This window comes from Marinibaculum pumilum (genome assembly GCF_042646425.1).
GTDB classification, from domain to species: Bacteria; Pseudomonadota; Alphaproteobacteria; order Ferrovibrionales; family Ferrovibrionaceae; genus Marinibaculum; species Marinibaculum pumilum.
In genome coordinates this window covers 89,866-111,794 of the sequence record NZ_JBHRTR010000009.1, presented here as the reverse complement: position 1 = coordinate 111,794, position 21,929 = coordinate 89,866, and the positions used below count along the sequence as shown (strand labels likewise).

General features: G+C 69.3%; 23 protein-coding genes. 13 read left to right on the top strand and 10 right to left on the bottom strand.

Annotated elements, in window-relative coordinates; translation table 11 throughout:
- Nucleotides 1-25: 25 nt before the first annotated feature.
- Nucleotides 26-925 carry a PhzF family phenazine biosynthesis protein gene (locus ACFOGJ_RS03505; RefSeq protein ID WP_379898176.1) on the bottom strand — a complete coding sequence of 300 codons (900 nt, stop codon included), beginning with the start codon at nt 923-925 and terminating at the stop codon, nt 26-28.
- 161 nt (nt 926-1,086) lie between these two features.
- Here ACFOGJ_RS03505 and ACFOGJ_RS03500 point away from each other — a divergent pair, with 161 nt between their 5' ends.
- From ACFOGJ_RS03500 to ACFOGJ_RS03490, 3 genes are read left to right on the top strand one after another with little or no spacing between them, the layout of a single operon-like run.
- Nucleotides 1,087-1,539 carry a hypothetical protein gene (locus ACFOGJ_RS03500; protein ID WP_379898174.1) on the top strand — a complete coding sequence of 151 codons (453 nt, stop codon included), beginning with the start codon at nt 1,087-1,089 and terminating at the stop codon, nt 1,537-1,539.
- 13 nt (nt 1,540-1,552) lie between these two features.
- Nucleotides 1,553-2,008, top strand: coding sequence for a phage holin family protein (locus tag ACFOGJ_RS03495; protein ID WP_379898172.1), 456 nt, complete (start codon nt 1,553-1,555; stop codon nt 2,006-2,008).
- Nucleotides 2,005-2,904 carry a DUF3618 domain-containing protein gene (locus ACFOGJ_RS03490; protein WP_379898170.1) on the top strand — a complete coding sequence of 300 codons (900 nt, stop codon included), beginning with the start codon at nt 2,005-2,007 and terminating at the stop codon, nt 2,902-2,904. The genes ACFOGJ_RS03495 and ACFOGJ_RS03490 overlap by 4 nt, the downstream gene beginning before the upstream one ends.
- Nucleotides 2,905-3,218: 314 nt before the next feature.
- Here the strand turns inward: ACFOGJ_RS03490 and ACFOGJ_RS03485 are convergent, their stop codons facing one another.
- Complete coding sequence (locus ACFOGJ_RS03485; RefSeq protein ID WP_379898167.1) at nt 3,219-4,772, bottom strand: long-chain-fatty-acid--CoA ligase; 1,554 nt, start codon at nt 4,770-4,772, stop codon at nt 3,219-3,221.
- A gap of 324 nt (nt 4,773-5,096) precedes the next feature.
- On the opposite strand from ACFOGJ_RS03485, the gene ugpB reads away from it, so the two are divergent.
- From ugpB to ACFOGJ_RS03445, 8 genes are all read left to right on the top strand, one after another.
- Nucleotides 5,097-6,419, top strand: coding sequence for a sn-glycerol-3-phosphate ABC transporter substrate-binding protein UgpB (gene ugpB, locus ACFOGJ_RS03480; RefSeq protein ID WP_379898165.1), 1,323 nt, complete (start codon nt 5,097-5,099; stop codon nt 6,417-6,419).
- Nucleotides 6,420-6,508: 89 nt separating this feature from the next.
- On the top strand, nt 6,509-7,390 hold the full coding sequence (ugpA, locus tag ACFOGJ_RS03475; RefSeq protein ID WP_379898164.1) for a sn-glycerol-3-phosphate ABC transporter permease UgpA: 882 nt from the start codon (nt 6,509-6,511) through the stop codon (nt 7,388-7,390).
- Nucleotides 7,391-7,403: 13 nt separating this feature from the next.
- A complete protein-coding gene (gene ugpE / locus ACFOGJ_RS03470; protein WP_379898162.1) occupies nt 7,404-8,252 on the top strand; it encodes a sn-glycerol-3-phosphate ABC transporter permease UgpE in 849 nt (282 codons plus the stop codon).
- 60 nt (nt 8,253-8,312) lie between these two features.
- Nucleotides 8,313-9,434, top strand: coding sequence for a sn-glycerol-3-phosphate import ATP-binding protein UgpC (locus ACFOGJ_RS03465; RefSeq protein WP_379898160.1), 1,122 nt, complete (start codon nt 8,313-8,315; stop codon nt 9,432-9,434).
- Between the two features lie 41 nt (nt 9,435-9,475).
- Nucleotides 9,476-10,129 carry a nitroreductase family protein gene (locus ACFOGJ_RS03460; protein WP_379898158.1) on the top strand — a complete coding sequence of 218 codons (654 nt, stop codon included), beginning with the start codon at nt 9,476-9,478 and terminating at the stop codon, nt 10,127-10,129.
- Nucleotides 10,126-10,806, top strand: coding sequence for an O-methyltransferase (locus tag ACFOGJ_RS03455; protein ID WP_379898157.1), 681 nt, complete (start codon nt 10,126-10,128; stop codon nt 10,804-10,806). Before ACFOGJ_RS03460 ends, ACFOGJ_RS03455 begins: the two co-directional genes overlap by 4 nt.
- A 557-nt stretch (nt 10,807-11,363) precedes the next feature.
- On the top strand, nt 11,364-12,578 hold the full coding sequence (locus tag ACFOGJ_RS03450; protein WP_379898156.1) for a PQQ-dependent sugar dehydrogenase: 1,215 nt from the start codon (nt 11,364-11,366) through the stop codon (nt 12,576-12,578).
- Complete coding sequence (locus tag ACFOGJ_RS03445; RefSeq protein WP_379898154.1) at nt 12,568-13,212, top strand: c-type cytochrome; 645 nt, start codon at nt 12,568-12,570, stop codon at nt 13,210-13,212. The genes ACFOGJ_RS03450 and ACFOGJ_RS03445 overlap by 11 nt, the downstream gene beginning before the upstream one ends.
- Here the strand turns inward: ACFOGJ_RS03445 and ACFOGJ_RS03440 are convergent.
- Nucleotides 13,190-13,846 carry a cation transporter gene (locus tag ACFOGJ_RS03440; protein ID WP_379898153.1) on the bottom strand — a complete coding sequence of 219 codons (657 nt, stop codon included), beginning with the start codon at nt 13,844-13,846 and terminating at the stop codon, nt 13,190-13,192. The genes ACFOGJ_RS03445 and ACFOGJ_RS03440 overlap by 23 nt on opposite strands.
- A gap of 90 nt (nt 13,847-13,936) precedes the next feature.
- On the opposite strand from ACFOGJ_RS03440, the gene ACFOGJ_RS03435 reads away from it, so the two are divergent.
- On the top strand, nt 13,937-14,377 hold the full coding sequence (locus ACFOGJ_RS03435) for a MerR family transcriptional regulator (RefSeq protein WP_379898151.1): 441 nt from the start codon (nt 13,937-13,939) through the stop codon (nt 14,375-14,377).
- 7 nt (nt 14,378-14,384) lie between these two features.
- Here the strand turns inward: ACFOGJ_RS03435 and ACFOGJ_RS03430 are convergent, their stop codons facing one another.
- Entirely contained in the window at nt 14,385-15,587 is a 1,203-nt protein-coding gene (locus ACFOGJ_RS03430; protein ID WP_379898149.1) for a hypothetical protein, read from the bottom strand.
- An 82-nt stretch (nt 15,588-15,669) separates the two neighbouring features.
- Here ACFOGJ_RS03430 and ACFOGJ_RS03425 point away from each other — a divergent pair, with 82 nt between their 5' ends.
- Nucleotides 15,670-16,485, top strand: a complete 816-nt coding sequence (locus ACFOGJ_RS03425) for a GntR family transcriptional regulator (protein ID WP_379898147.1) — start codon at nt 15,670-15,672, stop codon at nt 16,483-16,485.
- A 46-nt stretch (nt 16,486-16,531) separates the two neighbouring features.
- Here ACFOGJ_RS03425 and ACFOGJ_RS03420 read toward each other — a convergent pair whose 3' ends face one another.
- The 6 genes from ACFOGJ_RS03420 to ACFOGJ_RS03395 all read right to left on the bottom strand — a co-directional run bounded on the left by ACFOGJ_RS03420 (nt 16,532) and on the right by ACFOGJ_RS03395 (nt 21,921).
- Entirely contained in the window at nt 16,532-16,951 is a 420-nt protein-coding gene (locus tag ACFOGJ_RS03420; RefSeq protein WP_379898146.1) for a GFA family protein, read from the bottom strand.
- Nucleotides 16,952-16,988: 37 nt separating this feature from the next.
- Nucleotides 16,989-17,435 carry an SRPBCC family protein gene (locus ACFOGJ_RS03415; protein WP_379898144.1) on the bottom strand — a complete coding sequence of 149 codons (447 nt, stop codon included), beginning with the start codon at nt 17,433-17,435 and terminating at the stop codon, nt 16,989-16,991.
- Nucleotides 17,432-17,752, bottom strand: coding sequence for an ArsR/SmtB family transcription factor (locus tag ACFOGJ_RS03410; protein ID WP_379898143.1), 321 nt, complete (start codon nt 17,750-17,752; stop codon nt 17,432-17,434). The genes ACFOGJ_RS03415 and ACFOGJ_RS03410 overlap by 4 nt, the downstream gene beginning before the upstream one ends.
- Nucleotides 17,753-18,075: 323 nt before the next feature.
- Nucleotides 18,076-19,647, bottom strand: a complete 1,572-nt coding sequence (locus ACFOGJ_RS03405; RefSeq protein WP_379898142.1) for an acyl-CoA carboxylase subunit beta — start codon at nt 19,645-19,647, stop codon at nt 18,076-18,078.
- On the bottom strand, nt 19,644-20,315 hold the full coding sequence (locus ACFOGJ_RS03400; RefSeq protein ID WP_379898141.1) for a TetR/AcrR family transcriptional regulator: 672 nt from the start codon (nt 20,313-20,315) through the stop codon (nt 19,644-19,646). Before ACFOGJ_RS03400 ends, ACFOGJ_RS03405 begins: the two co-directional genes overlap by 4 nt.
- A complete protein-coding gene (locus ACFOGJ_RS03395) occupies nt 20,308-21,921 on the bottom strand; it encodes an AMP-binding protein (protein WP_379898140.1) in 1,614 nt (537 codons plus the stop codon). The genes ACFOGJ_RS03400 and ACFOGJ_RS03395 overlap by 8 nt, the downstream gene beginning before the upstream one ends.
- Between the last annotated feature and the right edge of the window lie 8 nt (nt 21,922-21,929).

The window sequence follows — 21,929 nt, the reverse complement described above, 5'->3', positions numbered from 1 at the left end:
ATCCGCCGCAGCCGGGGCCGGCCTGTCAGTCCGGGTCTCGCAGCCGGCCTTCCATGACCGGCACCGCATGGCCATGGATCCGGGGCGGCTCTACCGTGCCGCAGCGCTTCGTCGCCTGGACCCGCAGCTGCGACGGGCGCCCCATCTCCGCCCCCTGCCGCACCGAAAGGTCGAGCGAGGCATCTGCACCCGGCGCCAGATGGGCAAGGAAGCCGCCCAGCGCGAGATTGGCGGAGCCGGTGGCCGGATCCTCCGCCACCCCGGCCAGGGGTGCGAAGACCCGCACCTGCAGGCCCGCCCCGTCGCGGCGGTAGAGCACCAGGATCGCGTCCAGCCGGCCCGTCGCGGCCGTCCCGAATGCGCCGGCCTGCGGCCCGGCGGCAGCGAAGGATTCGCCGTCGGCAACCTCCGCGATCACGAACTCCGGCCCCAGCGCGACCCGTTGCGGCGGATGGCCCGTGCAGCGGATCGCCGCTTCCGGCAGGCCGGCCGCACGGGCCGCCAGCGCGGCATCCACCACCTTACCGACGACCGGCGCCGCCGGCGCCGCAAGCCAGGCGCCGCGGGGAAGCGCGCCGTCATAGTCCAGGTCGAGCCTGACCAGGCCGATGCGCTCCTCGAACAGGACCTGCCGGGTGCCGGCCTTGCCGAACGGCCCGCCCCCCATGGCGCAGGCGACCGCCGCGCCGACATTGGGATGCCCCGCGAACGGCAGTTCCAGCTGTGGCGTGAAGATGCGCAGGGTGGCGTCGTTGGCCGGATCCACCGGCGGCAACAGGAACACCGTTTCCGACAGGTTGAACTCCGCGGCGATGCGCTGCATCGCCGCGCCGTCCAACCCGCGCCCGTCCAGCACGACGGCCAGCGGATTGCCGCCGAAAGGGCGATCCGTGAACACGTCCAGGGTGATGAAATCCCGCTGCATGGCCTCCCCCAGGATCCCGGCGCGGCAAGGCCGGCAGCGGCGACGATAGCGCGGAACCCGGCGGCGGTCTGCCGCGTTATGGGGCCAGAATGCAAGGGGAGCCGCACCGCCGATGACGCGCGGCGCCGCCCCCGGGACGAAGGGGATCGAGCATGGCACCCATGACGACGCATCCGGCCGGACACGCGCCGGAAACCAAGGATGCGGTCCGCGACAGCGGCCGCAAGCTGAAGAGCGAAGGCAGCCGTCTCGCCGACGAGATCCGCTCCATCGGCCAGAGCTTCGCGGACCAGCAGAAGGACGAGGCCGTCCGATATGTGGACGACCTGGTCGCCGCCGCCGAATCCGGCGCGGACCATCTGCGCAAGAGCGGGCGCGACACCAGCGCCCGATTTGTCCACGGCACGGCCGAGCAGGTCGGCGGCTGGGCGCAGGACGTGCGTGGCCGCGGCACCGGCGATCTGTTCCGCGAGGTGGAGGATTTCGCCCGCGACCGGCCGCTTCTGTTCTTCGGCGCGGCGTTCGCGATCGGCTTCGCCGCGGCGCGGTTCATCCGCAGCAACCCGGAGCAGGAGCCCGAGGCGGCGCCTGCAGTGCCGGCGGCGGCGGAATAGGCGGCGGCTGACCATGGCGCAGGCGGATAACCGCATGCCGCACGAGGAAGGCCCCGGCACCGAGGCACCGCCGCAGCGCGACCTGGGGGCGGAGGTCTTTTCCCTGAGCCGCCTGCTCGGCGACCTGCTGGGCGATGTCAGCGACCTGCTGCGCCAGGAACTGCGCCTGGCTCGCGCCGAGGCCGCGGAGGCACTCGCGCGGATACAGGCCGGGCTGGTGATCCTGGCGACCGGCCTGCTGCTCGGCTTCTGCTCCCTGCTGCTGCTTTTGCAGGCGCTGGTCGCAGGGCTGTCGCGGGTTTGGGAGCCCTGGCTCGCGACGACCATCGTGGCCCTGGCCACGGCCGCCACCGCGCTGGCGCTGGTCTGGCTGGCGCAGCGCAAGCTCAGGCTCAAAGCCGCCTATCCCCGGCGCACCGTGAACGAAGTGCGCGAGGACACCGAGATGCTGATGAGGAAGATGCAATGAGCGACAAGTACGACACCCCCGATGCGATCCAGCGCGACATCCAGCGCACCCGCGAAGGCCTGGGCCGGAAGCTGGACACGCTGCAGGAACGGCTGGGCCCCGGCGAAATGGCCGGTGAGGCCATCGACTATGTGAAGACGACCGGCGCGCAGCTGGGCAGCGGCGTCGCCCGCACCGTACGCGAGAACCCGGTGCCGGTGGCGCTGATCGGCCTCGGCGTCGGCTGGCTGTTGTTCTCCAGCCGCGGTTCGCGCCGCTCCGAGAGCGCCTACGGCCATGATCGGGAGCGCCCGAACTATGGCGGCATGACCTATCCGGACCTGCCGCCCGCGCCGGGCGAGGCCGGCAGCGGAAGCGCATCTGGCAAGGTCGGCGCCGTCGCGGAGCGCGTCCGCCATGGCGTCTCCGAGGCCGGCCATGAGGCCCGTCACCGCGCAGCGGTTGCCCGCGGCGAGGTCGAGGCCGGCTATCGTCAGGCCCGTGACAAGGCCGGTCACCTGGCGCATGAGGCGAAGGTGCGCGGCATCCGCGCGAAGGATGCGACCGGCGAGTTCGTCGACCGCAACCCGCTCGCGGTCGGCGCGCTCGGCCTGGTGGCCGGCGCGGTGATCGGGGCGATGCTGCCCGCGACCCGGAAGGAGCGGCAGTATGTCGGTCCGTACCGCGAGGCGGCGGAGCATTATGCCGACGAGACCGCCGCCACGGCCGTCCGCCAGGGCACCGAGCGGGTGACGGATGCCAGCCATGCCCTGACCGATCGGCTGCATGCGCAGGTCGGCGATGAGAGCGGGAAGGCCGGCTCGGCCGCCCCGGCCAAGGCGTCGGGCGGCAGCTCCGCCAAGGCGGGTGCCAAGGCCGCCGGCAACGGCAAGTCGGCCGGGTCGAGCGCAAGCTGATCGCAGAAAAGCCGGGCCGGCCAAGAAATCGGCCGGCCCGGTGAACTTCGTCGGGAACCGACCCGCCATGTACAGCATTTTCTACATTATCGGCGTGGTGGTGGTCGTTCTGGCCGTCCTCAGCGTTCTGGGAATGGCCTGACCGCCGCCGACGCCTCTGCCATCGACCGGGCCGGTGCCCCCCCGCAACCCCCACCGTCCGGTCGGTACGCCGCAAAAGCCCAGCCCCGCGGGCTATGCGGCACTCGGGCGGCCGGAGCTGACTTCGGACCTGTGCCGGCTCCGGTCGCCCGCCCTTTTTTCCGCCCGGCCTTTCAGTTGACCTGGCGCCCCTGCCCCTCCCAGTAGCTGGCGCGCAGTTCCCGCTTCAGGATCTTGCCGGCGCCCGACAGCGGCAGCGGCTCGGTCACGAAGCTGACGCTGCGCGGGCACTTGTAGCCGGCGATCAGGGTCTTGCAATGGGCGATCAGGCCGGCCTCGTCGACCGTCTGCCCCTCCTTGCAGCGGACCACGGCGTGGACCTGCTCGCCCCACTGGTCGCTGGGGATGCCGATCACCGCGCATTCAGCCACCGCCTGGTGCTGGTACACGGCGTTCTCCACCTCGGCAGAATAGACGTTCTCGCCGCCGGACACGATCATGTCCTTCACCCGGTCGACGACGAAGACGAAGCCGTCCTCGTCCATATAGCCGCCATCGCCGGTGTGCAGCCAGCCGCTGGACAGGGTCTCCGCCGTCTGCTCCGGCATCTTCCAGTAGCCCATCATGACATTGTCGCCGCGGCCGCAGATCTGGCCGACCTCGCCGCGCGGCAGCTCCCGGTCCTCCGGATCCAGGATCGCCACCTGCAGCCCCGGCACCGCCCGGCCGGCCGCACGCAGCTTGCCGGACAGCGGCCCCTCCATGGTGTGGTAGTCCGGCGGCATCAGGGTCAGCACCGGCGCGGCCTCCGTCTGGCCGTAGGCCTGCCACATCCGCACATGCGGCAGCTTCTTCAGGGCCATCGCGATCAGCGCCTCCGGCATCGGCGAGGCACCGTACATCAGGATCCGCCAGCTGCTCAGGTCCGCGCCTTCCAGGTCCGGATGGTTCAGCACCATGTTGACCATGGTCGGCACGATCAGGGCATGGCTGACCTTCTCCGCCTGCATCGTCTCGATGAACAGCTTCGGGTCGAACAGCGGGATGATGGTATTGCGCGCCGCGAACAATGCGCAGGAGAAGCTGCCCACCCCGTCGGCCATGTGGAACATCGGCGCGGCATGCAGGTAATTGTCCTCCGGCGTCATGCCGATGCAGGCCATGGTCTGCAGGGCATTCAGCAGCAGGTTGCGCTGGCTCAGCATCACGCCCTTCGACCGGCCCGTAGTGCCGCCGGTGTAATAGATCGCCGTCATCTCGTCGGGCGCCGTCTCCACCGCCGCGGCGGGTGAGGCGCCCTCGATCAGCCCCTCGTAGCTGCCCATGCCGGTTGGCACCTCGGCCTCGCCTGCGTAGAACACCTTCTCCACGCTGGCGAGCTTGCCGGCCAGGCCCTGCACCACCTTCAGGAAGGCATCGTCGACGAACAGGAAACGGGAACCGGAATCGTCGAGCCAGTACTGCACCTCCGGCGGCGCCAGCCGGATGTTGATCGGCACGAACACGCCGCCCGCCCAGGCCACGGCGAAGAAATATTCGAAATAGCGGTCGGAATTGACCGCATACATCGCCACCCGGTCGCCCTTCTTCAGCCCCTCGGCCTGCAGCCCCGCCGCAAGACGCGCGATCCGTTCGGCCACCTCCGCCCAGCTGCGCCTGCGTCCCTTGAAGGCGGTGGCAATGCCCCGCCCATTGACCTGCACGGCGCGGCTGATGGTCTCGCTCATCCGCATTTGCCCGATCCTCCCTGATCTGCCGGGCCGGCCATTCGCGGCCGGTATCTGTCTGAGGCCAGCCTAGCGGAAGCCGGGGCAGGTGCGACAGGACAAAAGTGACCGACGGGTCGGATATTGCTCATGCCGCGCCGCGGAAGCTGCCGGTTTGCCCGATCCGGCCTCCGGCCACATACTCCCAGGCACGGTTTGCGGCGGGCATGGCGGCCGTAACAGAAGAGTCACAGCCCGTCGCTAATGTGCGCGCTCCGTCCCGGCTGCCGGAACCAGGAGCGACGTGCGCCGGGGAAGTGAAACGTTTACAAGGGGAATGGAACCATGTCGTTCAGGAGCATCAGCCTGGCCGCCGCCACGGCTGTCGCGCTGGCCGGCCTTTCCGGGGCCGCGTCGGCGCAGGTCGAGGTGAACTGGTGGCACGCGATGGGCGGCAAGCTCGGCGAGCGGGTCAACGAGATCGCCGAGGGCTTCAACGCCAGCCAGTCCGACTACAAGGTGAACCCGGTCTACAAGGGCAACTACACCGAGACGATGACGGGCGCGATCGCCGCCTTCCGTGCCGGCGAGCAGCCGCACATCGTGCAGGTGTTCGAGGTCGGCACCGCCTCGATGATGGCCGCCGAGGGCGCCATCTTTCCGGTCTACCAGCTGATGCAGGAGCACGGCGTGGACTGGGATCCGTCGATCTACCTGCCGGCGGTGGTCGGCTACTACGCCGATCCGGACGGCAACATGCTGTCGATGCCGTTCAACAGCTCCACGCCGGTGATGTACTACAACAAGGACATCTTCAAGAAGGCCGGCCTGGACCCGGAGATGCCGCCGAAGACCTGGAACGAGCTGGCCGAGGCGTCGCGCAAGATCATCTCCTCCGGCGCCGCGCCCTGCGGCTTCACCACCGGCTGGCAGTCCTGGGTGCAGCTGGAGAACTTCTCCGCCCTGCACAACACGCCCTTCGCGACCAAGGCGAACGGCTTCGAGGGCATCGACACCGAGTTCCGCTTCAACAGCGACCTGCACAAGCGCCATATCGGCAACATGAAGAAGTGGCAGGACGAAGGCGTCTTCAAGTATGGCGGCCGCCGGTCGGATTCGGCGCCGCTGTTCTATACGGGCGAATGCGCCATGTACATGAACTCCTCCGCCGCCCAGGCCGGCGTCGGCGCCAATGTGGAGTTCCCCTACGGCGTGGCGATGCTGCCCTACTATGACGACGTACAGGGTGCGCCGCAGAACTCGATCATCGGCGGCGCCACCCTTTGGGTGCTGCAGGGCCAGGAGGACGAGGACTACAGGGGGGTCGCCGCCTTCTTCAAGTACCTGTCCCGGCCGGAAGTGCAGGCGAAGTGGCATCAGGACACCGGCTATCTGCCGATCACGATGCCGGCCTACGAGCTGTCGCAGACGCAGGGCTTCTACACCAAGAATCCTGGCACCGACGTATCGATCAAGCAGATGACCCTGAACAACCCGACGGAGAATTCCCGCGGGCTGCGGCTCGGCAACTTCGTGCAGATCCGCGACATCATCAACGAGGAGCTTGAGCAGGTCTGGACCGGCAACAAGCCGGCCGACGCGGCGCTCGACGATGCTGCGAAGCGCGGCAACGAGCTGCTGCGCCAGTTCCAGTCCGACAATTCCTGACCGCGCAGGCGGCAGGCAAGTAGGGCAGGAGGGGGACCGCCCGCCGGGCGGCCCCCCTCTCTGCCTCTCTCGCCACACGTCATCCGCAGATGCATAAAAAGGTCACCTTCAAGGGCTTCGCCTTCCCGCTGGCGCTGCTGCTGCCGCAGCTGGCGATCACCCTGGTGTTCTTTATCTGGCCGGCGGCACAGGCGCTCTACCAGTCGGTGCTGCGTCAGGACCCGTTCGGGCTGCGCACCTCGTTCGTCGGCCTGCAGAACTTCGAGCGGCTGTTCTCCGACCCCAGCTACCTGAATTCCTTCCATGTCACGATCGTCTTCAGCGCCGCGGTGACCTTCTTCGGCCTGGCCATTGCGCTGCTGCTGGCAGTGATGGCGGACCGGGTGATCAAGGGGTCTTCCGGCTACAAGACCTTCCTGATCCTGCCCTACGCCGTGGCACCGGCGATCGCCGGCGTGTTGTGGTGGTTCATGTTCAACCCCTCGGTCGGCATTCTCACCTATGTCCTGCGCGGCCTGGGCTATGAGTGGAACCACCAGCTGGATGGCACCGACGCAATGATCCTGGTGATCATCGCCGCCACCTGGAAGCAGATCAGCTACAATTTCCTGTTCTTCCTGGCCGGGCTGCAGGCGATCCCGCGCTCCCTGATCGAGGCGGCAGCGATCGACGGCGCCGGTCCCTGGAAGCGCTTCTGGAGCATCGTCTTCCCGCTGCTCTCGCCCACCACCTTCTTCCTGTTCGTGGTGAACATCGCCTACGCCTTCTTCGACACCTTCGGCGTCATCCACGCCACCACCGTGGGCGGCCCCGGCCAGGCGACCACGATCCTCGTCTACAAGGTCTATTCCGACGGATTCGTCGGCCTCAACCTGGGCTCTTCGGCGGCGCAGTCGGTGATCCTGATGCTGATCGTGGCGCTGCTGACCGCCGTGCAGTTCCGCTTCATCGAACGCCGCGTGCAGTACTAGGGAGGGTCCGGCGATGGTAGAGAACAGGCCCTGGCTGACGATCCTGCGGCATGCGCTGCTGCTCTCGGGCGTGGCGCTGGTGGCCTTCCCGATCTGGATCGCCTTCGTCGCCTCAACCCATGAGGGGCGCGCCCTGATCGCCGGGGTGCTGCCGCTGCTGCCAGGCGACCAGTTCGTTGCGAACTATTCCCAGATCCTGGGCAGCGGAGTGGAACAGGCTGGCGCCGTGCCGGTCAGCCTGATGATGGCGAACTCCCTGGTGATGGCGCTGGCAATCGCCATCGGCAAGATCGCGATCTCGCTGCTGTCGGCCTTCGCGGTGGTCTATTTCCGCTTCCCGTTCCGGATGCTCTGCTTCTGGATCATCTTCATGACCCTGATGCTGCCGGTGGAGGTGCGGATCCTCCCCACCTTCGAAGTGGTGGCCAACCTCGACATGCTGAACAGCTATGGCGGCCTGTCGATCCCGCTGATCGCATCTGCCACCGCCACCTTCCTGTTCCGGCAGTTCTTCCTGACCGTGCCGGACGAGCTGACCGAGGCGGCACGGATCGACGGCGCCAGCCCGTTCCGCTTCTTCCTCGACATCCTGATCCCGCTGTCGCGCACGAACATCGCCGCGATCTTCGTGATCATGTTCATCTACGGCTGGAACCAGTACCTCTGGCCGCTGCTGATCACCACCGACCCGGACTACAGCACCATCGTCATGGGCATCCAGCGCATGGTGAACGTCGCCGACACGCAGCCCTACTGGCAGCTGGTGATGGCCACCGCGACCCTGGCCCTGCTGCCGCCGGTGGTGGTGGTCCTGGTGATGCAGCGGCTGTTCGTGAAGGGCCTGGTGGAGACCGAGAAGTAGCCGGCAATCGCCGGCCAAACCAGAGTCGACAGGCCCCAACCACAGTGACGGGATAGGCGCATGGCCGAGATCGCCATCAGGGACGTGCACAAGAGCTACGGCGAGGTCGCCGTGATCCACGGCGTGTCCATCGACATCGCCGATGGCGAGTTGATCGTGATCGTCGGCCCGTCGGGCTGCGGCAAGTCGACCCTGCTGCGCATGGTCGCCGGGCTGGAGGCGATCACCGAAGGCGAGATCGCGATCGGCGGCCGGGTCGTCAACCGGCTGGAGCCGAAGGACCGGGACATCGCGATGGTGTTCCAGAACTACGCCCTCTATCCGCATATGAGCGTCTTCGACAACATGGCCTATGGCCTGAAGATCGCCGGCCGGCCGAAGGCGGAGATCCGCGAGCGGGTGGAGAATGCCGCCCGGCTGCTGGAACTGGGCGGGCTGCTGGAGCGGAAACCCCGGCAGCTCTCCGGCGGGCAGCGCCAGCGGGTGGCGATGGGCCGCGCCATCGTGCGCAACCCGTCGGCCTTCCTGTTCGACGAACCGCTGTCGAACCTGGACGCCAAGCTGCGGGTGCAGATGCGGCTGGAGATCAAGCGGCTGCAGCGCTCGCTCGGCATCACCTCCCTCTACGTCACCCACGACCAGGTGGAGGCGATGACCCTGGCGGACCGGCTGGTGGTGATGAACCAGGGGGTGGCGGAACAGATCGACACGCCGCTGACCCTGTACGAGCATCCGGCGACGATGTTCGTCGCCGGCTTCATCGGCTCGCCTTCGATGAACTTCCTGCCCGGCCGGGTCGATGGCGACGGCAGCGGGGTGGCGCTGGACCAGGGGCCGCGGCTGCGCGGCGGAAATGGCCAGCTCTCCCCTCATGCCGGGCGGCCGCTGACCCTGGGCATCCGGCCGGAGCATCTGGCGCCGGTGGCGGAAGGCGCGCAGGACTTCCATCTCGCCGTCCAGGTCGTCGAGACCCTGGGCGCCGACACCCTGGCGCATGGCCGGATCGCGGAAGCGGGCGCCACGGAGGTGCCGCCGCAGGGCGAGGGCGGTGCCGGGATCGTCACCGTCCGCCTGCCCGGCCAGGCCCGGGTGGCGGAAGGTGACCGCCTGCCCTTGCGCGCCGAGGCCGGCATGCTGCACCTGTTCGACAGCGAGAACGGGCGCAGCCTGGCCGATATCTGACGGCGGCGGCCCGGAACCAATTGCCTCCGGAACGACCCGCCATGGACGAGACCGACCCCCTGGCCGCCCTGCCCGTCCCGCCGCAGCCCAAGGGTGCGGCGGTGCTGCGCGCCCTGCTGGGACGGCGCTCCGTGTCGCCGCGGCGGCTGCTGCCGCCCGGCCCCGGGCCCGATGAACTGCGCCTGATGGCACAGGCGGCGGCACGGGCGCCGGACCATGGCGGCCTGCGCCCCTGGCGCTTCCGCCTGGTGGAGGGCGCCGCACGGGCCGCGCTGGGCGCGGCCTGCGCCGACGCCCTGGCCGCGGATGACCCTGCTGCCGGGCCGGAAAGGCTGCAGCGCGAGCGCGAGAAGATCGCCGCCGGTCCCTGCCTGGTGGCTGTGCTGGTACCGCTGGACCCGCGGCGCCCGGATGTGCCCCTGCCGGAACAGCATGCCAGTACCGGCGCCGCGATCCTGGGCTTCCTGCTGGCGGCGGAGGCGATGGGCTATGCCGGCATCATGCTGTCGGGCGAACGGGTGCGCCGGCCGGGCCTGCGCGCCGCGCTGGGCCTGCCCGACCATGTGCAGCTCGCCGGCTTCCTCACCATCGGCCGGCCGGGACGGGTAGCCGCGAAGGCGCCGCCGGCGCCGCCGGCCGACCTGTTCGAGGTGGTCGATGATCCGACCGCCCTGTCGTCGATCCTGCGACCGTGAGCAACGCTCCCGGCCAGCCACCCGCCTGCACGGCGGTCGACGACTGGTTCGCGGGTCTGTTCCTGCCCCCCAATCCCGCGCTCGATGCGGCGCTGGAAGCCAATGCGGCCGCAGGCCTGCCGCCGCACGACATCTCGCCGCTGCAGGGAGCGTTCCTGCAGCTGCTGGCGCGTATCGCCGGTGCCCGGCGGATCCTGGAGATCGGCACCCTGGGCGGCACTTCGACGATCTGGCTGGCCCGCGCCCTGCCGGCGGACGGCTGCCTCGTCACCCTGGAGGCGGACCCGGCCCATGCCGCCATCGCCCGCGCCAACATCGCGGCGGCGGGCGTCGCCGGCAGGGTCGTCCTGCGGCAGGGCGCGGCGCTGATGCTTCTCCCGCAGGTCGAGGCGGACCGGCTGGGACCGTTCGACCTGGTCTTCATCGACGCCGACAAGCCGAACAACCCGCACTACCTGGACTGGGCGCTCCGCCTCGCGCGCCCGGGCACCGTCATCCTCGCCGACAATGTGGTGCGCGACGGCGCCGTCCTGGATGCCGCCAGCGCGGATGACCGGGTACAGGGGGTGCGCCGCTTCGCCGAAATGGTGGCCGCCGAGCCGCGACTGACGGCCACGGCCATACAGACCGTTGGCGCAAAGGGCTGGGACGGCTTCGTGCTGGCGGTGGTCGCCTGACTGGCGGTAGCCGCGTCAGCTGCGCGGCCAGCGACAACCCGGCGACGCGCCGGGTCTGCCGCCTCTATGTCAGCGATTCAGGCCGGGAGGCCCGCCTCCGCCAGGACCACGGCCCGGCGGGCCGCCGCCGCAACCGGGGGCACCCGGCGGACAGCTGTGGCTGGGTGCTGCGGCATGCGCCTGGTCGATCCTGGTGATGGTGGGCGCGGCATAGGCCATGGCTGCGCCTATGCCCAGTGCGGCCAACGCCTCGCGCCGGCTCGGCTTCTTCTGCTCATTCTCCATCACGACACCGTACAATAAATCCACAGGCCCGAAGGCCTTCTCGCAGTAGAGATGGCATCGTCACCGCCGCCTTCAAGGCGGCCGGCCGGCGGCCGAAGGTCGCAATCGCGTGAGATGGCGGCGCAGTGCAGAGAGGTCATGCGAGCAATGGGACGGGCAGTGTCGCTTGATGATTGTGCAATTCCACCGCACCCTGAGCGATGCGAGAACAAGACCACCCGCCACAGATATGCGGTGCAACGCATGCGCGGGCGACCCAGGGAGGGAAAGCGATGAAGACGATCATCTGTGCTGCCGGGCTTGCGGCCCTGGCGGCATGCGCATTGCTGTCGGTCGCGGCCGCGACCCCGGCTGCGGCCCAGGACGAGAAAAAGGAAGAGGTGCCGTTCTGGGCGGTGGGCCGCCCCGACAGCGGCCCGGGCGCGCAGCTGGCCCCGGTCCCGGCACCGCCCCTGCCGACCCCGGAAGCCCAGCTGCCGAAGCTGAACGTGCCGGCCGGCTTCAAGGTGGAGGTCTTCGCCAGCGGGGTCGCCGATGCCCGCGGCCTGCGGGAGGGCGACAAGGGCACCCTGTTCGTCTCCACCCTGTTCGGCGGCGGCGGCCGGATCTATGCCCTGAAGGACGGCAAGACGATGGAGATCGCCAAGGACCTGTTCCTGCCCAACGGGGTGGAGTTCAGGGACGGCGCCCTCTATGTCGCGACCCCGAAGGAGATCATCCGCTATGACGGGATCGAAGACAGCCTCGACAATCCGCCGGCGCCGGTGACGGTCTACAGCGACCTGCCCGGCCTGGTGCCGCATGGCTGGAAGTTCATCAAGTTCGGCCCCGACGGCAAGCTCTACGTGCCGGTCGGCACGCCCTGCAACATCTGCGAGGAGCAGGAGGGCTTTGCCGAGATCTTCCGCATCAATGCAGACGGCACCGGCCGCGAGACGGTGGCCCGCGGCGTGCGCAACACGGTCGGCTTCGACTTCGACCCGCAGACCGGCGACCTGTGGTTCACCGACAACCAGCGCGACTGGCTGTCGGAGGACATGCCGATCGACGAGCTGAACCATGTCACCCGGCCCGGCGAACAGCATTTCGGCTATCCGTTCTGCCATTCCGGGCTGATGACCGATCCGCAGTACGGCTGGGGCAAGTCCTGCGACGACTATTCCTCGCCCGCCGCCCTGCTGGGCGCGCATTCGGCACCGCTGGGCATGCGGTTCTACAGCGGCACCGCCTTTCCCGAGGCCTATCAGGGCGCGATCTTCATCGCCCGTCACGGGCCCTGGAACCGCCATGCCAAATATGCCGACGTGGCGGTGGCGTTCCTGGACAGGAACGGCTCGGTGCGGGCCGTGGAGCCGTTCATGACCGGCTTCGTGGTGGACAACACCTATGTCGGCCGGCCGGCCGACGTGATGGTGATGAAGGATGGCTCGCTGCTGGTCTCCGACGACTTCAACGGCGCGATCTACCGCATCACCTATGAAGGCTAGCGGACACTGCCTGGGGGGCGGGCGGCACGCCGCCCGCCCCTTCGCCGTTCCGGCCCCGTTTCGTGCCGCCTTCCTGGCATTGCTGCTGGCGGCAGCACCGGCCCATGCCGAAGCGCCCGATACCGGGCTCTGCCTGTCCTGCCACGGCGGTCCCGGCCAGGCGCCCGCCACCGCGGACACGCCCCTGCTCGGCGGCCAACCGGAGCTCTACGCGCTGTATCAGCTGGTCTTCTTCCGGCAGGGGCAGCGCAAGCACGACGTGATGACCGAACTGGTGGCAGAGATGTCCGACGACGAGCTGCGGGCCCTCGCCGCCTGGGTCGGGACCCTGCCGCCGCCTGCGGCGATCGAGGCGGAGGTCGAGCGGACTGCGCTTTCCCAGGAGCGGTTCGACCGCGGTGCCGAGCTGGCCCGCAGCCATCGCTGCGGCAACTGCCATGAGCCGGACCTGACCGGACGGGAGCATATGCCGCGGCTGGCCGGCCAGCAGGAGGCCTATCTCCTGAAGACCCTGCAGGACTACAAGGCCGGCCGCCGGGTCGGCATCCAGGCCGCGATGGCGGAGGTCCTGTCGGACATGGACGAAGCCGACCTGGAGGCGCTCGCCCATTTCATGGCGCATGCGGGGCGCTGAGCCGCTCCTCGCCAGCGGCCGGCACCGACCGCCATTCCGCCAGCGCCTGCCGCAGGATCTGCACCGCCGAGGTCAGGAACAGGCCGGCCATCAGCGCCGCCACGGCCAGGTCCGGCCAGGCGGTGCCGGTCAGCCAGACGCCGCCCGCCGCCGCCATCACCGCGACATTGCCGATCGCGTCGTTGCGGCTGCACAGCCAGACCGAGCGCACGTTGGAATCGCCGTCGCGATAGCGCATAAGCACCGCCACGCTGGCCAGGTTGGCAGCCAGCGCCAGCAGCCCGATGCCGCCCATCACGCCGGCATTCGGCAGGCCCAGGATCAGCACCTGGTATGCGGTGGACCCCAGCACCCACAGCCCCATCGCCGCCAGGCTGACCCCCTTGGCGAGCGCGGCCGTCGCCCGCACCCGCAGCGACATGCCCAGCACGAACAGGCTGATGCCGTAGGTCAGGGTATCGCCCAGGAAATCCAGCGCGTCCGCCTGCAGCGCCTGCGATCCCGACAGGGCGCCGGCCGCCATCTCCACGGCGAACATGGCGGCATTGATGGCGATGACGATCCAGAGCGCGCGGCGGAACCCGCGCGAGGCGCCCTCGAACTTCGCTTCGGTGCTGCAGCATCCGGCGGACATGCATCCCTCCTGCATTCCTGGCCTTCCGGCCGGCTGCCCCTATATCTACAGTCTACAGTAGCTGTAGGTTCAAGAGGGTTCGTTCGGAAAATGCAGGACAGCTTCGGCATCGGCCGCCTGGCGGCGGCCGCGGAGGCCAAGGTGCAGACGATCCGCTACTACGAGCAGATCGGCCTGCTGCGGCATCCCGACCGCACGGACGGCAACCAGCGCCGCTACGGCACCGCCGACGTGGAGCGGCTGCGGTTCATCCGCCATGCCCGCGAACTGGGCTTTCCACTGGAGGCGATCCGCGACCTGCTGTCGCTCGCCGACGAGCCCGACCGGCCCTGCGATGCCGCCGATGCCATCGCCGGCGCCCAGCTGGCGGAGGTGCGCCGGCGGATCCGCAGCCTGCAGGCGCTGGAAACCGAACTGCAGCGCATGGTGCGGCAGTGCGAAGGCGGCCGGATCTCCGACTGCCGGGTGATCGAGGCGCTGAGCGACCACAGCGCCTGCAGCCATGGCGGGGCCGCCGACAGCGCCGGCTGAGGCCGGTTCAGACCAGCCCGATCCCGTCCTCCAGGCCCAGCTGCAGCCGGCCCATCACCTCCGCCACCCCGTCGAAATCGACGATGGCGTGATGGCTGGCGGTGTTTATGTCGCGATGCACCCGCTGCAGCGGATGGCCGTCATAGATCGCATGCGCGCCCGAGGCGGCGAAGACCCGCTCCAGCGCGCGCCGGCAGAGTTCCACCGCATAGGCGGCGTTCCAGCGCAGCTGCACCCGCTCCGCCAAAGGCAGGGGCGGGTCGTTGCGGGCGAGCGCCGCGTCCATCAGCACGCCGTTCTCCTCGATCAGCCGGCGCGCCGTGGCCAGCTCCGCCCGGGCTTCCGCCACCCGCATCTGGATGCCGACCTTCGCCGCCTTGGCGCTGCCGGCATAGACGTCACGCCGCACCCGGGTCGCGTCGACGAAGGTGGCGAGGCCGGCTTCGGCGAAGCCGACGACGGTGCCGGCCAGCATGGTGGCCAGGCCGCTCATCACCGGCAGGCGGTAGAGCGGGCCGACATCGCCTTCAAAGGTGCCGGTGAACAGCGGCACCGTTTCCATGCCGCGATGCGCGGGCACGAAGACATCCTCCGCCACCAGGTCCTTCGATCCGGAGCCGCGCATGCCCAGGGTGTACCAGGTGTCGTCGGCGCGGATGCCGGATGCCGGCAGCACGACATGGACCGGCGGGGTGCGGCTGCCATCGTCCCGCTTCTCGCCCAGGGCGCCCAGCAGCACCCAGGGCCCGTGGTCGATGCCGCTGCCGAACTGCCAGCGGCCGTTCAACCGCCAGCCGCCTTCCACCGGGGCGGCGACACCCTGCGGCGCCAGGGTGCCGGGGATCAGGACATCGGGATCGTCGCCGAACACCTCCTCCAGGCAGGCCTGCGGATAGCGGGCGACGACATAGGTGTGGGCGGCGCAGACCATGTTCACCCAGGCCGCCGCGGAGCAGGCCCCGCCCAGCATCATGCCGGCGCGGAACTGCGCGCTGGGCGGCAGTTCCAGCCCGCCATAGGCGCGCGGCGACAGCAGGCGGGCCAGTCCCGCCTGCCGCATCGCCGCGATCGCCCGCGAGTCGACATGGCGCAGCATCTCGGAATTCGTGCTGGTTTCGCGCAGCACCGGCAGGACCGGCGCCACGGCGGCTTCCAGGTCGAAACTGCCCGCCCTGGCATTGTCGTGAACGGACGTCGTCGCGGCTGGCATGGCGTTTCTCCCACTTCCGCATCTTGCTCTTGTAGACTAGTATACTAGTCCACTGAAACGAGTCAAAAGCGAAAGCCTGGACATGCCCCTGCCCCCGATGTCCTTACCGGCGCCGCCCGCCGACCTGGAGGCCCGCCATCCCCACCGCCACGACCGGGCCTTTGCCTATATGCGGCACCTGCTGCTGGATGGCGGGCTGGAGCCGGGCCAGGCGATTTCCAGCGAAGGTGTCGCGGCGGCACTGGACATCAGCCGCGCGCCGGTCACCGACGCGATCAAGCGCCTGGTGGGCGACGGCTTCCTGACAGTGATCCCGCAGGTCGGCTGCCGGGTGAATGCGCCCGGGCCGCGCGACGTGGCCGACTTCTTCCGGCTGTTCGCCCGTGCCGAGGCGGTGATCCTGGGCCTCGCCGCCGAACGGCGCAGTGACGCAGAGGCAGAAGCGCTGGACCGGCTGGCCGCGGATCTGGAACGGGACTTCCGCGCGCTGCGAAAAGCCGATTCCGGCGGCCCGGCGCTGCGCGCCCTGAACCGCCGCCGCTACGAGGCGCTGCACGCGATCGCCGGCTCCCCCATCGCCGGCGACCTGGTCGCCAACATGTGGGACCGCAGCGACTTCTACATCCGCATCGCCTATGGCGCCTTCGTGCAGGCGGCCGCCGTGCACCGCGCCAACCAGGCGATCTGCCGCGCGGTCATCGCCGGCGACCCGGCAGCGGCGATGGCGGCGACGGAAGACTATCTGGCGAAGGTTGGCGAGGCGACGGCAGATCGGCTGGCGGCAGCCGACCAGCCCTCTCGGACCGTTGCTCTCGGGCTCGACCCGAGAGCCCATTCCGCCAGCGGTGCAGCACGTCGGCGCATGCGGAATGGATCCTCGGGTCGAGCCCGAGGATGACGCAGGGGCGCCGCCACGGCGCTGCTCTCAGATCGCCACGCCAGACTCAGGCCGGCACCATCCGTTCGAATGTCTGCAACCCGGCGTCGATCGCATCCCATGCATGGCCGCGGATGCTGTAGGTGAGCGCCTGCGGCGCGAAAAGGCTCGGGTCGTCCAGGCTGGTCGCATGGACCGCGATCAGCTCCGGCATCGCCGTGAATGTCAGATAGACCGGGGTGCCGCATGTCGGACAGAAGGCATGGACCTTGTCGTTGCCGCTATCGGCGGCGACACGCCATTCTGACGCTTCGCCGGTGATCCGCACCTCCGCGCGCTGCGGAAAGGTCAGATAGGATCCGTGCCCGGTACCGCTTCGCCTCTGGCAATCCCTGCACTGGCAGTGGTTCTCGAAGACGGGATCGCTCGTCGTCTCATAGCGAATGGCACCGCAGGCGCAGCCGCCCTTGTAGATATTGCCGCTCATCGCATTGCTCCGCATGTCGGAAGATGCCGTTGCGCCGTCACAGGTCGAACCCCTGCCCGGTTTCGAGGTAGGACTTCATGCTCGAGAGCACCTGCGGCCAGCCCCTGCTGATGCCCTTCAGCATGCCGCTGCCCGGCTGCAGCTCGTCATGCGTGACGGTCAGCTTGACCAACTCGCCCTGAGCTTCGATGTCGAAGGCGACCCGGCTGTACTGGTCGGGATCGTCCTGCTGGCTCTCGTTCGCCCAGCTGATGACGAGCCGCTTCGGCGGGTCGCTTTCCAGGACCTTCCCGACCAGATCGACGGTCCGCGCATCGTCGGTGCGGACATGCTGCCAGCCGGAGCCCGGCTGCCAGTCCTTCGAGACGTTCTCGTGCCCCCAGTAGCGGCGGGCGATTTCCGGCCGGGTGATCGCCTCGAAGACCTTATCGGGCGTTGTTCGGATAAAGGTGACATAGACGAAACTGGCTGATCTGTCCGTCATCGGTTCTTCCCTTCAAGTTCCTGCTTCAGGTCGTGGAGCAGGCTCAGCCGTCCTTCCTCGAACTTCCGTATCCAGCGCTCGTAGACCTCGTAGAGCGGGACCGGATTGATGAAGTGCCGCTTCTCCCGCCCGCGTCGCACCGTGCTGATGAGATTGGCCTGTTCCAGAATGTCGAGATGCTGGCTCACGGACTGGCGCTTCATGTCCATGGCCTCGCAGAGCTGCCCGAGCGTCTGACCGTTCGCTTCGCAAAGACGATCGAGCAGGGTCCTGCGGCCGGGATCGGCCAGGGCCTTGAACACCTTGTCGTCATCCATCGCTGTCTCCATCCGCGACGAGATTCATATATGCAGGCCAATACCTGCATGTCAATACATGCAGGTATTTGCCTGCATATATGCGTACGAAAGGCCCTGCCGCCGGCCTGGAGCGGGAGTTCCACGCCCTGTGCAGGCACCATGGCCGGCGATTGCGGTGAGGATGATCTGTCGAAGGCGGGGAGTGCGACGGCGCGGCGGCTGGCGTAGGGCCGCGTCGCGGCCGTTGGTTCCCCGCCACACCATCACCGGTTCCGTCCTCCTCGGGCTTGGCCCGAGGACGACGGCGTGGGTTCGGCTCATGCGGCCCTGCCGCTGCCCCCTTAGATCGGCACGATCGACCGAAACTTCGGCGGCATCGGGTTCTGGCGGCGGGCGGGGCTGCGCTCCAGCACCGCGATCAGGCGGGCGCGGGTGGTGCGGGGGTCGATCACGTCGTCCAGGCCGAAGCCCTCCGCGCCGCCCAGCGGGGTGATGCGGGCGCGCATCTCCGCCACCAGCTCGGCGCGGCGGGCCTCCGGGTCGGGGCTGCGCTCGATCTCCTTGCGGTAGGCGACGTTCACCGCGCCCTCGATCGACATCGCGCAGATCTCCGCCGTCGGCCAGGCGAGGGCTGCATCGGCGTCGAAGCTGCGGCCGCCGCACATCGCGAAATAGCCCAGGCCATAGCCCTTGCGCAGCACCAGGGAGATCCGCGGCACGGTCGCATGGCCCAGCTCGTAGATCAGCTTCGCGCTGCGGCGGCCCAGCTGGCTCTTCTCCGCCGCGGAGCCGATGGAGAAGCCGGGCACGTCGATCAGGTAGACCAGCGGCAGGCCATAGGCGTCGCAGATTGCCACGAAATGGGCGATCTTCTCGCAGGCGGGGGAGGTCAGCATGCCGCCCATCTGCATCGGCTGGTTGGCGATGATGCCAACGGGGCGGCCGCCCAGCCGGGCGAAGGCCGTCACCGCGTTGCGGGCATAGGTCGGCTTGATCTCGAACAGGCTGTCCGGGTCGGCGATCAGCGCCGCCACCTTGCGCACGTCATAGGCCTTGCGGGTATTTGCCGGCACCAGGTCCAGCAGCCCTGCGTCACGCGCCGCATCCTCCGCCGGTGCCGGGGTCATCGGCAGCGGCTCTTGCGCGTTCGACGGCAGGTAGGACAGGAAGCGCCGCACCGCATCCAGCGCTTCGCCCTCGTCCGCAACGCCGAGATCGGCCAGGCCGTTGCGGTCGACCTGGGCCGCGGCGCCGCCCAGGGCCTCGATGTCGATCTCCTCGCCGGTGCCGGCCTTCACCAGGGCCGGGCCCGCCAGGCCCATGCAGGACTGGCCGCGCACCATCACCACGAAATCGGCCAGGCCGGCATAGTTGGTCGGCCCGGCGAAGCCGGCGCCCAGCATCGCGGCCACCATCGGCACCCAGCCGGACATCCGGGCCAGGTCGTGGAACAGCGGGTTGGCCAGCGCGAAATGCCGTGAATCCTGGCCGGTCTGGATGCGGTGGCCGCCGCCGTCCAGCAGCATCACCAGCGGCGTGCCCTGGCGCATCGCGCCCTTCGCCGCGCGCTCGATCTTCTCGCTGCCCAGCACGCCGGAGGAACCGCCCTGCACGGTGAAGTCCTGCGCAATCACCGTCACCCAGCGGCCGTCGATGCGGGCCATGCCGGCGACCAGGCCGTCCGCCGGCTTGTCGAGCCGGGCATCCGCGGCTTCGCGCACCAGGCCGCCCAGCTCCTCGAAGCTGCCGGGGTCGCAGAGCGCGGCGATCCGCTCCCGCGCGGTCATCGCCGCGCGGCGGTGCTGGCGTGCCACCGCGTCGGGGCGCGCGGCATCGGCCAGCTGCGCCTGCTCCGCCTCCAGGAGGTCCAGCAGGTCGCGCATCTCCGCCTGCGCCGTCGTCGCCGCACTCATCGCGTCCCGTCCTCCGCCCGTATCGCCGTGATCAGCACCTCCGCCAGGTATCTGGCGCGCGGGCCCAGGGCGGCGGTCTCGCCGTCGATCACCGCCTGGATCGCCGTGCCGTGCATGCCGCTGACGATCGCCATCGCATGCGCCTCCATATCGACCCCGGGCCGCAGCTCGCCCGCCGCCCGGGCCTCCTGCAGGTGCAGCAGCATGCCGGCGCGATAGCCGGCGTTGAGCCGGGTGATGCGCGCCTGCAACTCCGGCTCCGTCGCCATCGCCTCCACCATCAGGTGGTAGAGCGCGATCGCCGCTTCCGAGGAATCGCGGACCGATTCCATATGGCCCAGGATCCGCGCCTCCAGCGCGGCGAGCCCGGTCCGGCCGGCCAGGATGCCGGGCACCCGGCGGGTGAACCAGGCCTCGATGACATCGACCACCGCCTCCAGCAGTGCCAGCTTGGTGCCGAAGCGCTCCGCCGGCAGGCCGCGGCTGAAGCCCGCCGCCATGCCGATCTGCGCCATGCTGACTCCCTTGGAGCCGTTGGCGGCGATCAGGGAGATCGCCGCCCGCATCATCCGGCGGTCGCTCTCCGCCCGGCGGTCGGCCTGGCGGCGCCGGATCGGAGTCGCGCCGCCGGCGCCTGCACTGCCGGCGGTGGCGGCGCGGTCAGGCACCCAGCTTCTCGCGCCGGATGCGGATGCCGGCCGCCTCGCGGTCCCAGGTGTCGGATGTGATGCCGTCGTCGCGCAGCACGGTCTTGCGCACCTTCTGTGTCGGGGTCTTCGGCAGTTCGTCGACGATACGCACGAAGCGGGGCACCATGAAATGCGCCATCCGGGGGATCAGGAACTCCAGCAGCGCCGCCGGGTCGACCTCCTGGCCGGGTACCGGGGCAACCACCACCATCACCTCGTCCTCGCTGACATCGCTGCGCACCGCGATGGCGGCGCATTCGTTGACCGCAGGATGGGCCAGCACCTCCGCCTCCACCTCGTAGGAGGAGATGTTCTCGCCGCGTCGACGGATCGCATCCTTCATCCGGTCGACGAAGTAGAAGTTGCCCGCCTCGTCGCGGCGGAAACCGTCGCCGGTATGGAACCAGCCGTTGCGCCAGGCGCGCGCCGTCGCCTCCGAGTTCTTGTAGTAGCCGTGGTTCATCGTCCAGGGACAGTCGGCGCGGATCACCAGCTCGCCGATTTCGCCCGCCGGCAGCTCGCAGTCATTCTCGTCCACCACCCGGCATTCCACGCCGGCCCGCGGCCGGCCGGCGGAATGGATCTGGGTCGGATCGAGCTCCGAGATGATCGGGCAGGAGATCTCGCTCATGTTGAAGACGGTGAAGGAGTGCAGCCCGAACCGCTTCGAGAATTCGCGCTGGTCGAAGTCGAACGGCACCAGCATCACAGTGCGCAGCGGGTTGTCGCCGTCGTCCGGCTTCGGCGGCTGCTTCGCCAGGAACTGCGCCATCACCCCCAGCAGCACGACGAAAGTGGTGCCGGTGCGGCGCACCGTCGGCCAGAAGCTCTCGGTATTGAAGCTCTCGACGATGCTGATCGAGCCGCCCTTGGCCAGCATGATATGCGCCGGCAGGGTGCCGCCGACATGGAACAGCGGCAGGTTCACCATGTAGCGGTCGTCGCCGGTCAGGTTCGGCAGCACCGCGCCGGTGGTGTAGAGGTGCAGGTAGGACGACATCACCCCCTTCGACGGCCCCGTGGTGCCCGAGGTGTAGATGATCGACTGGGTGTCCCAGGGCATCACCGGCCGCTCCAGCGGCGCCAGTTCCCCCTCCTCAGGATCGAGCACATCGGCGCCCAGAACCTCCAGGTCGCCGCAGGCCTCCAGTTTCCCCGACAGGCAGACCAGGGTGCGCAGCTGCGCGCGGTCGACCTCCGCCAGGCGCGGTGCCAGGTCGGCATGGGCGACGATCAGGCTGGCGTCCGAATTCTCGATGACATGGGCCAGCAGGCCGCCGCGATAGGCGATGTTGATCGGGACATAGACCGCGCCCAGATAGTTCAGCGCGTACCAGACCCGCAGCGCGTCGGGGCCGTTCGGCAGCCAGCTCACCACATGGTCGCCCTGCCGCACCCCCAGCCGCTGCAGGCCCAGCGCCGTGCGGCGCACCCGGTCACGCAGCTCGCCATAGGTCCATTCCGAGCCGTCGGGAAAGACGGCATAGACCTTGTCCGGCTGCGATGCCGCCCAGCGGTCGATCAGGACGCCGGTCACGCAGTCCTCGGGCGTTGCGATGCGCGGGTCGATATGCGGCTCGGTCATCGTGGTGC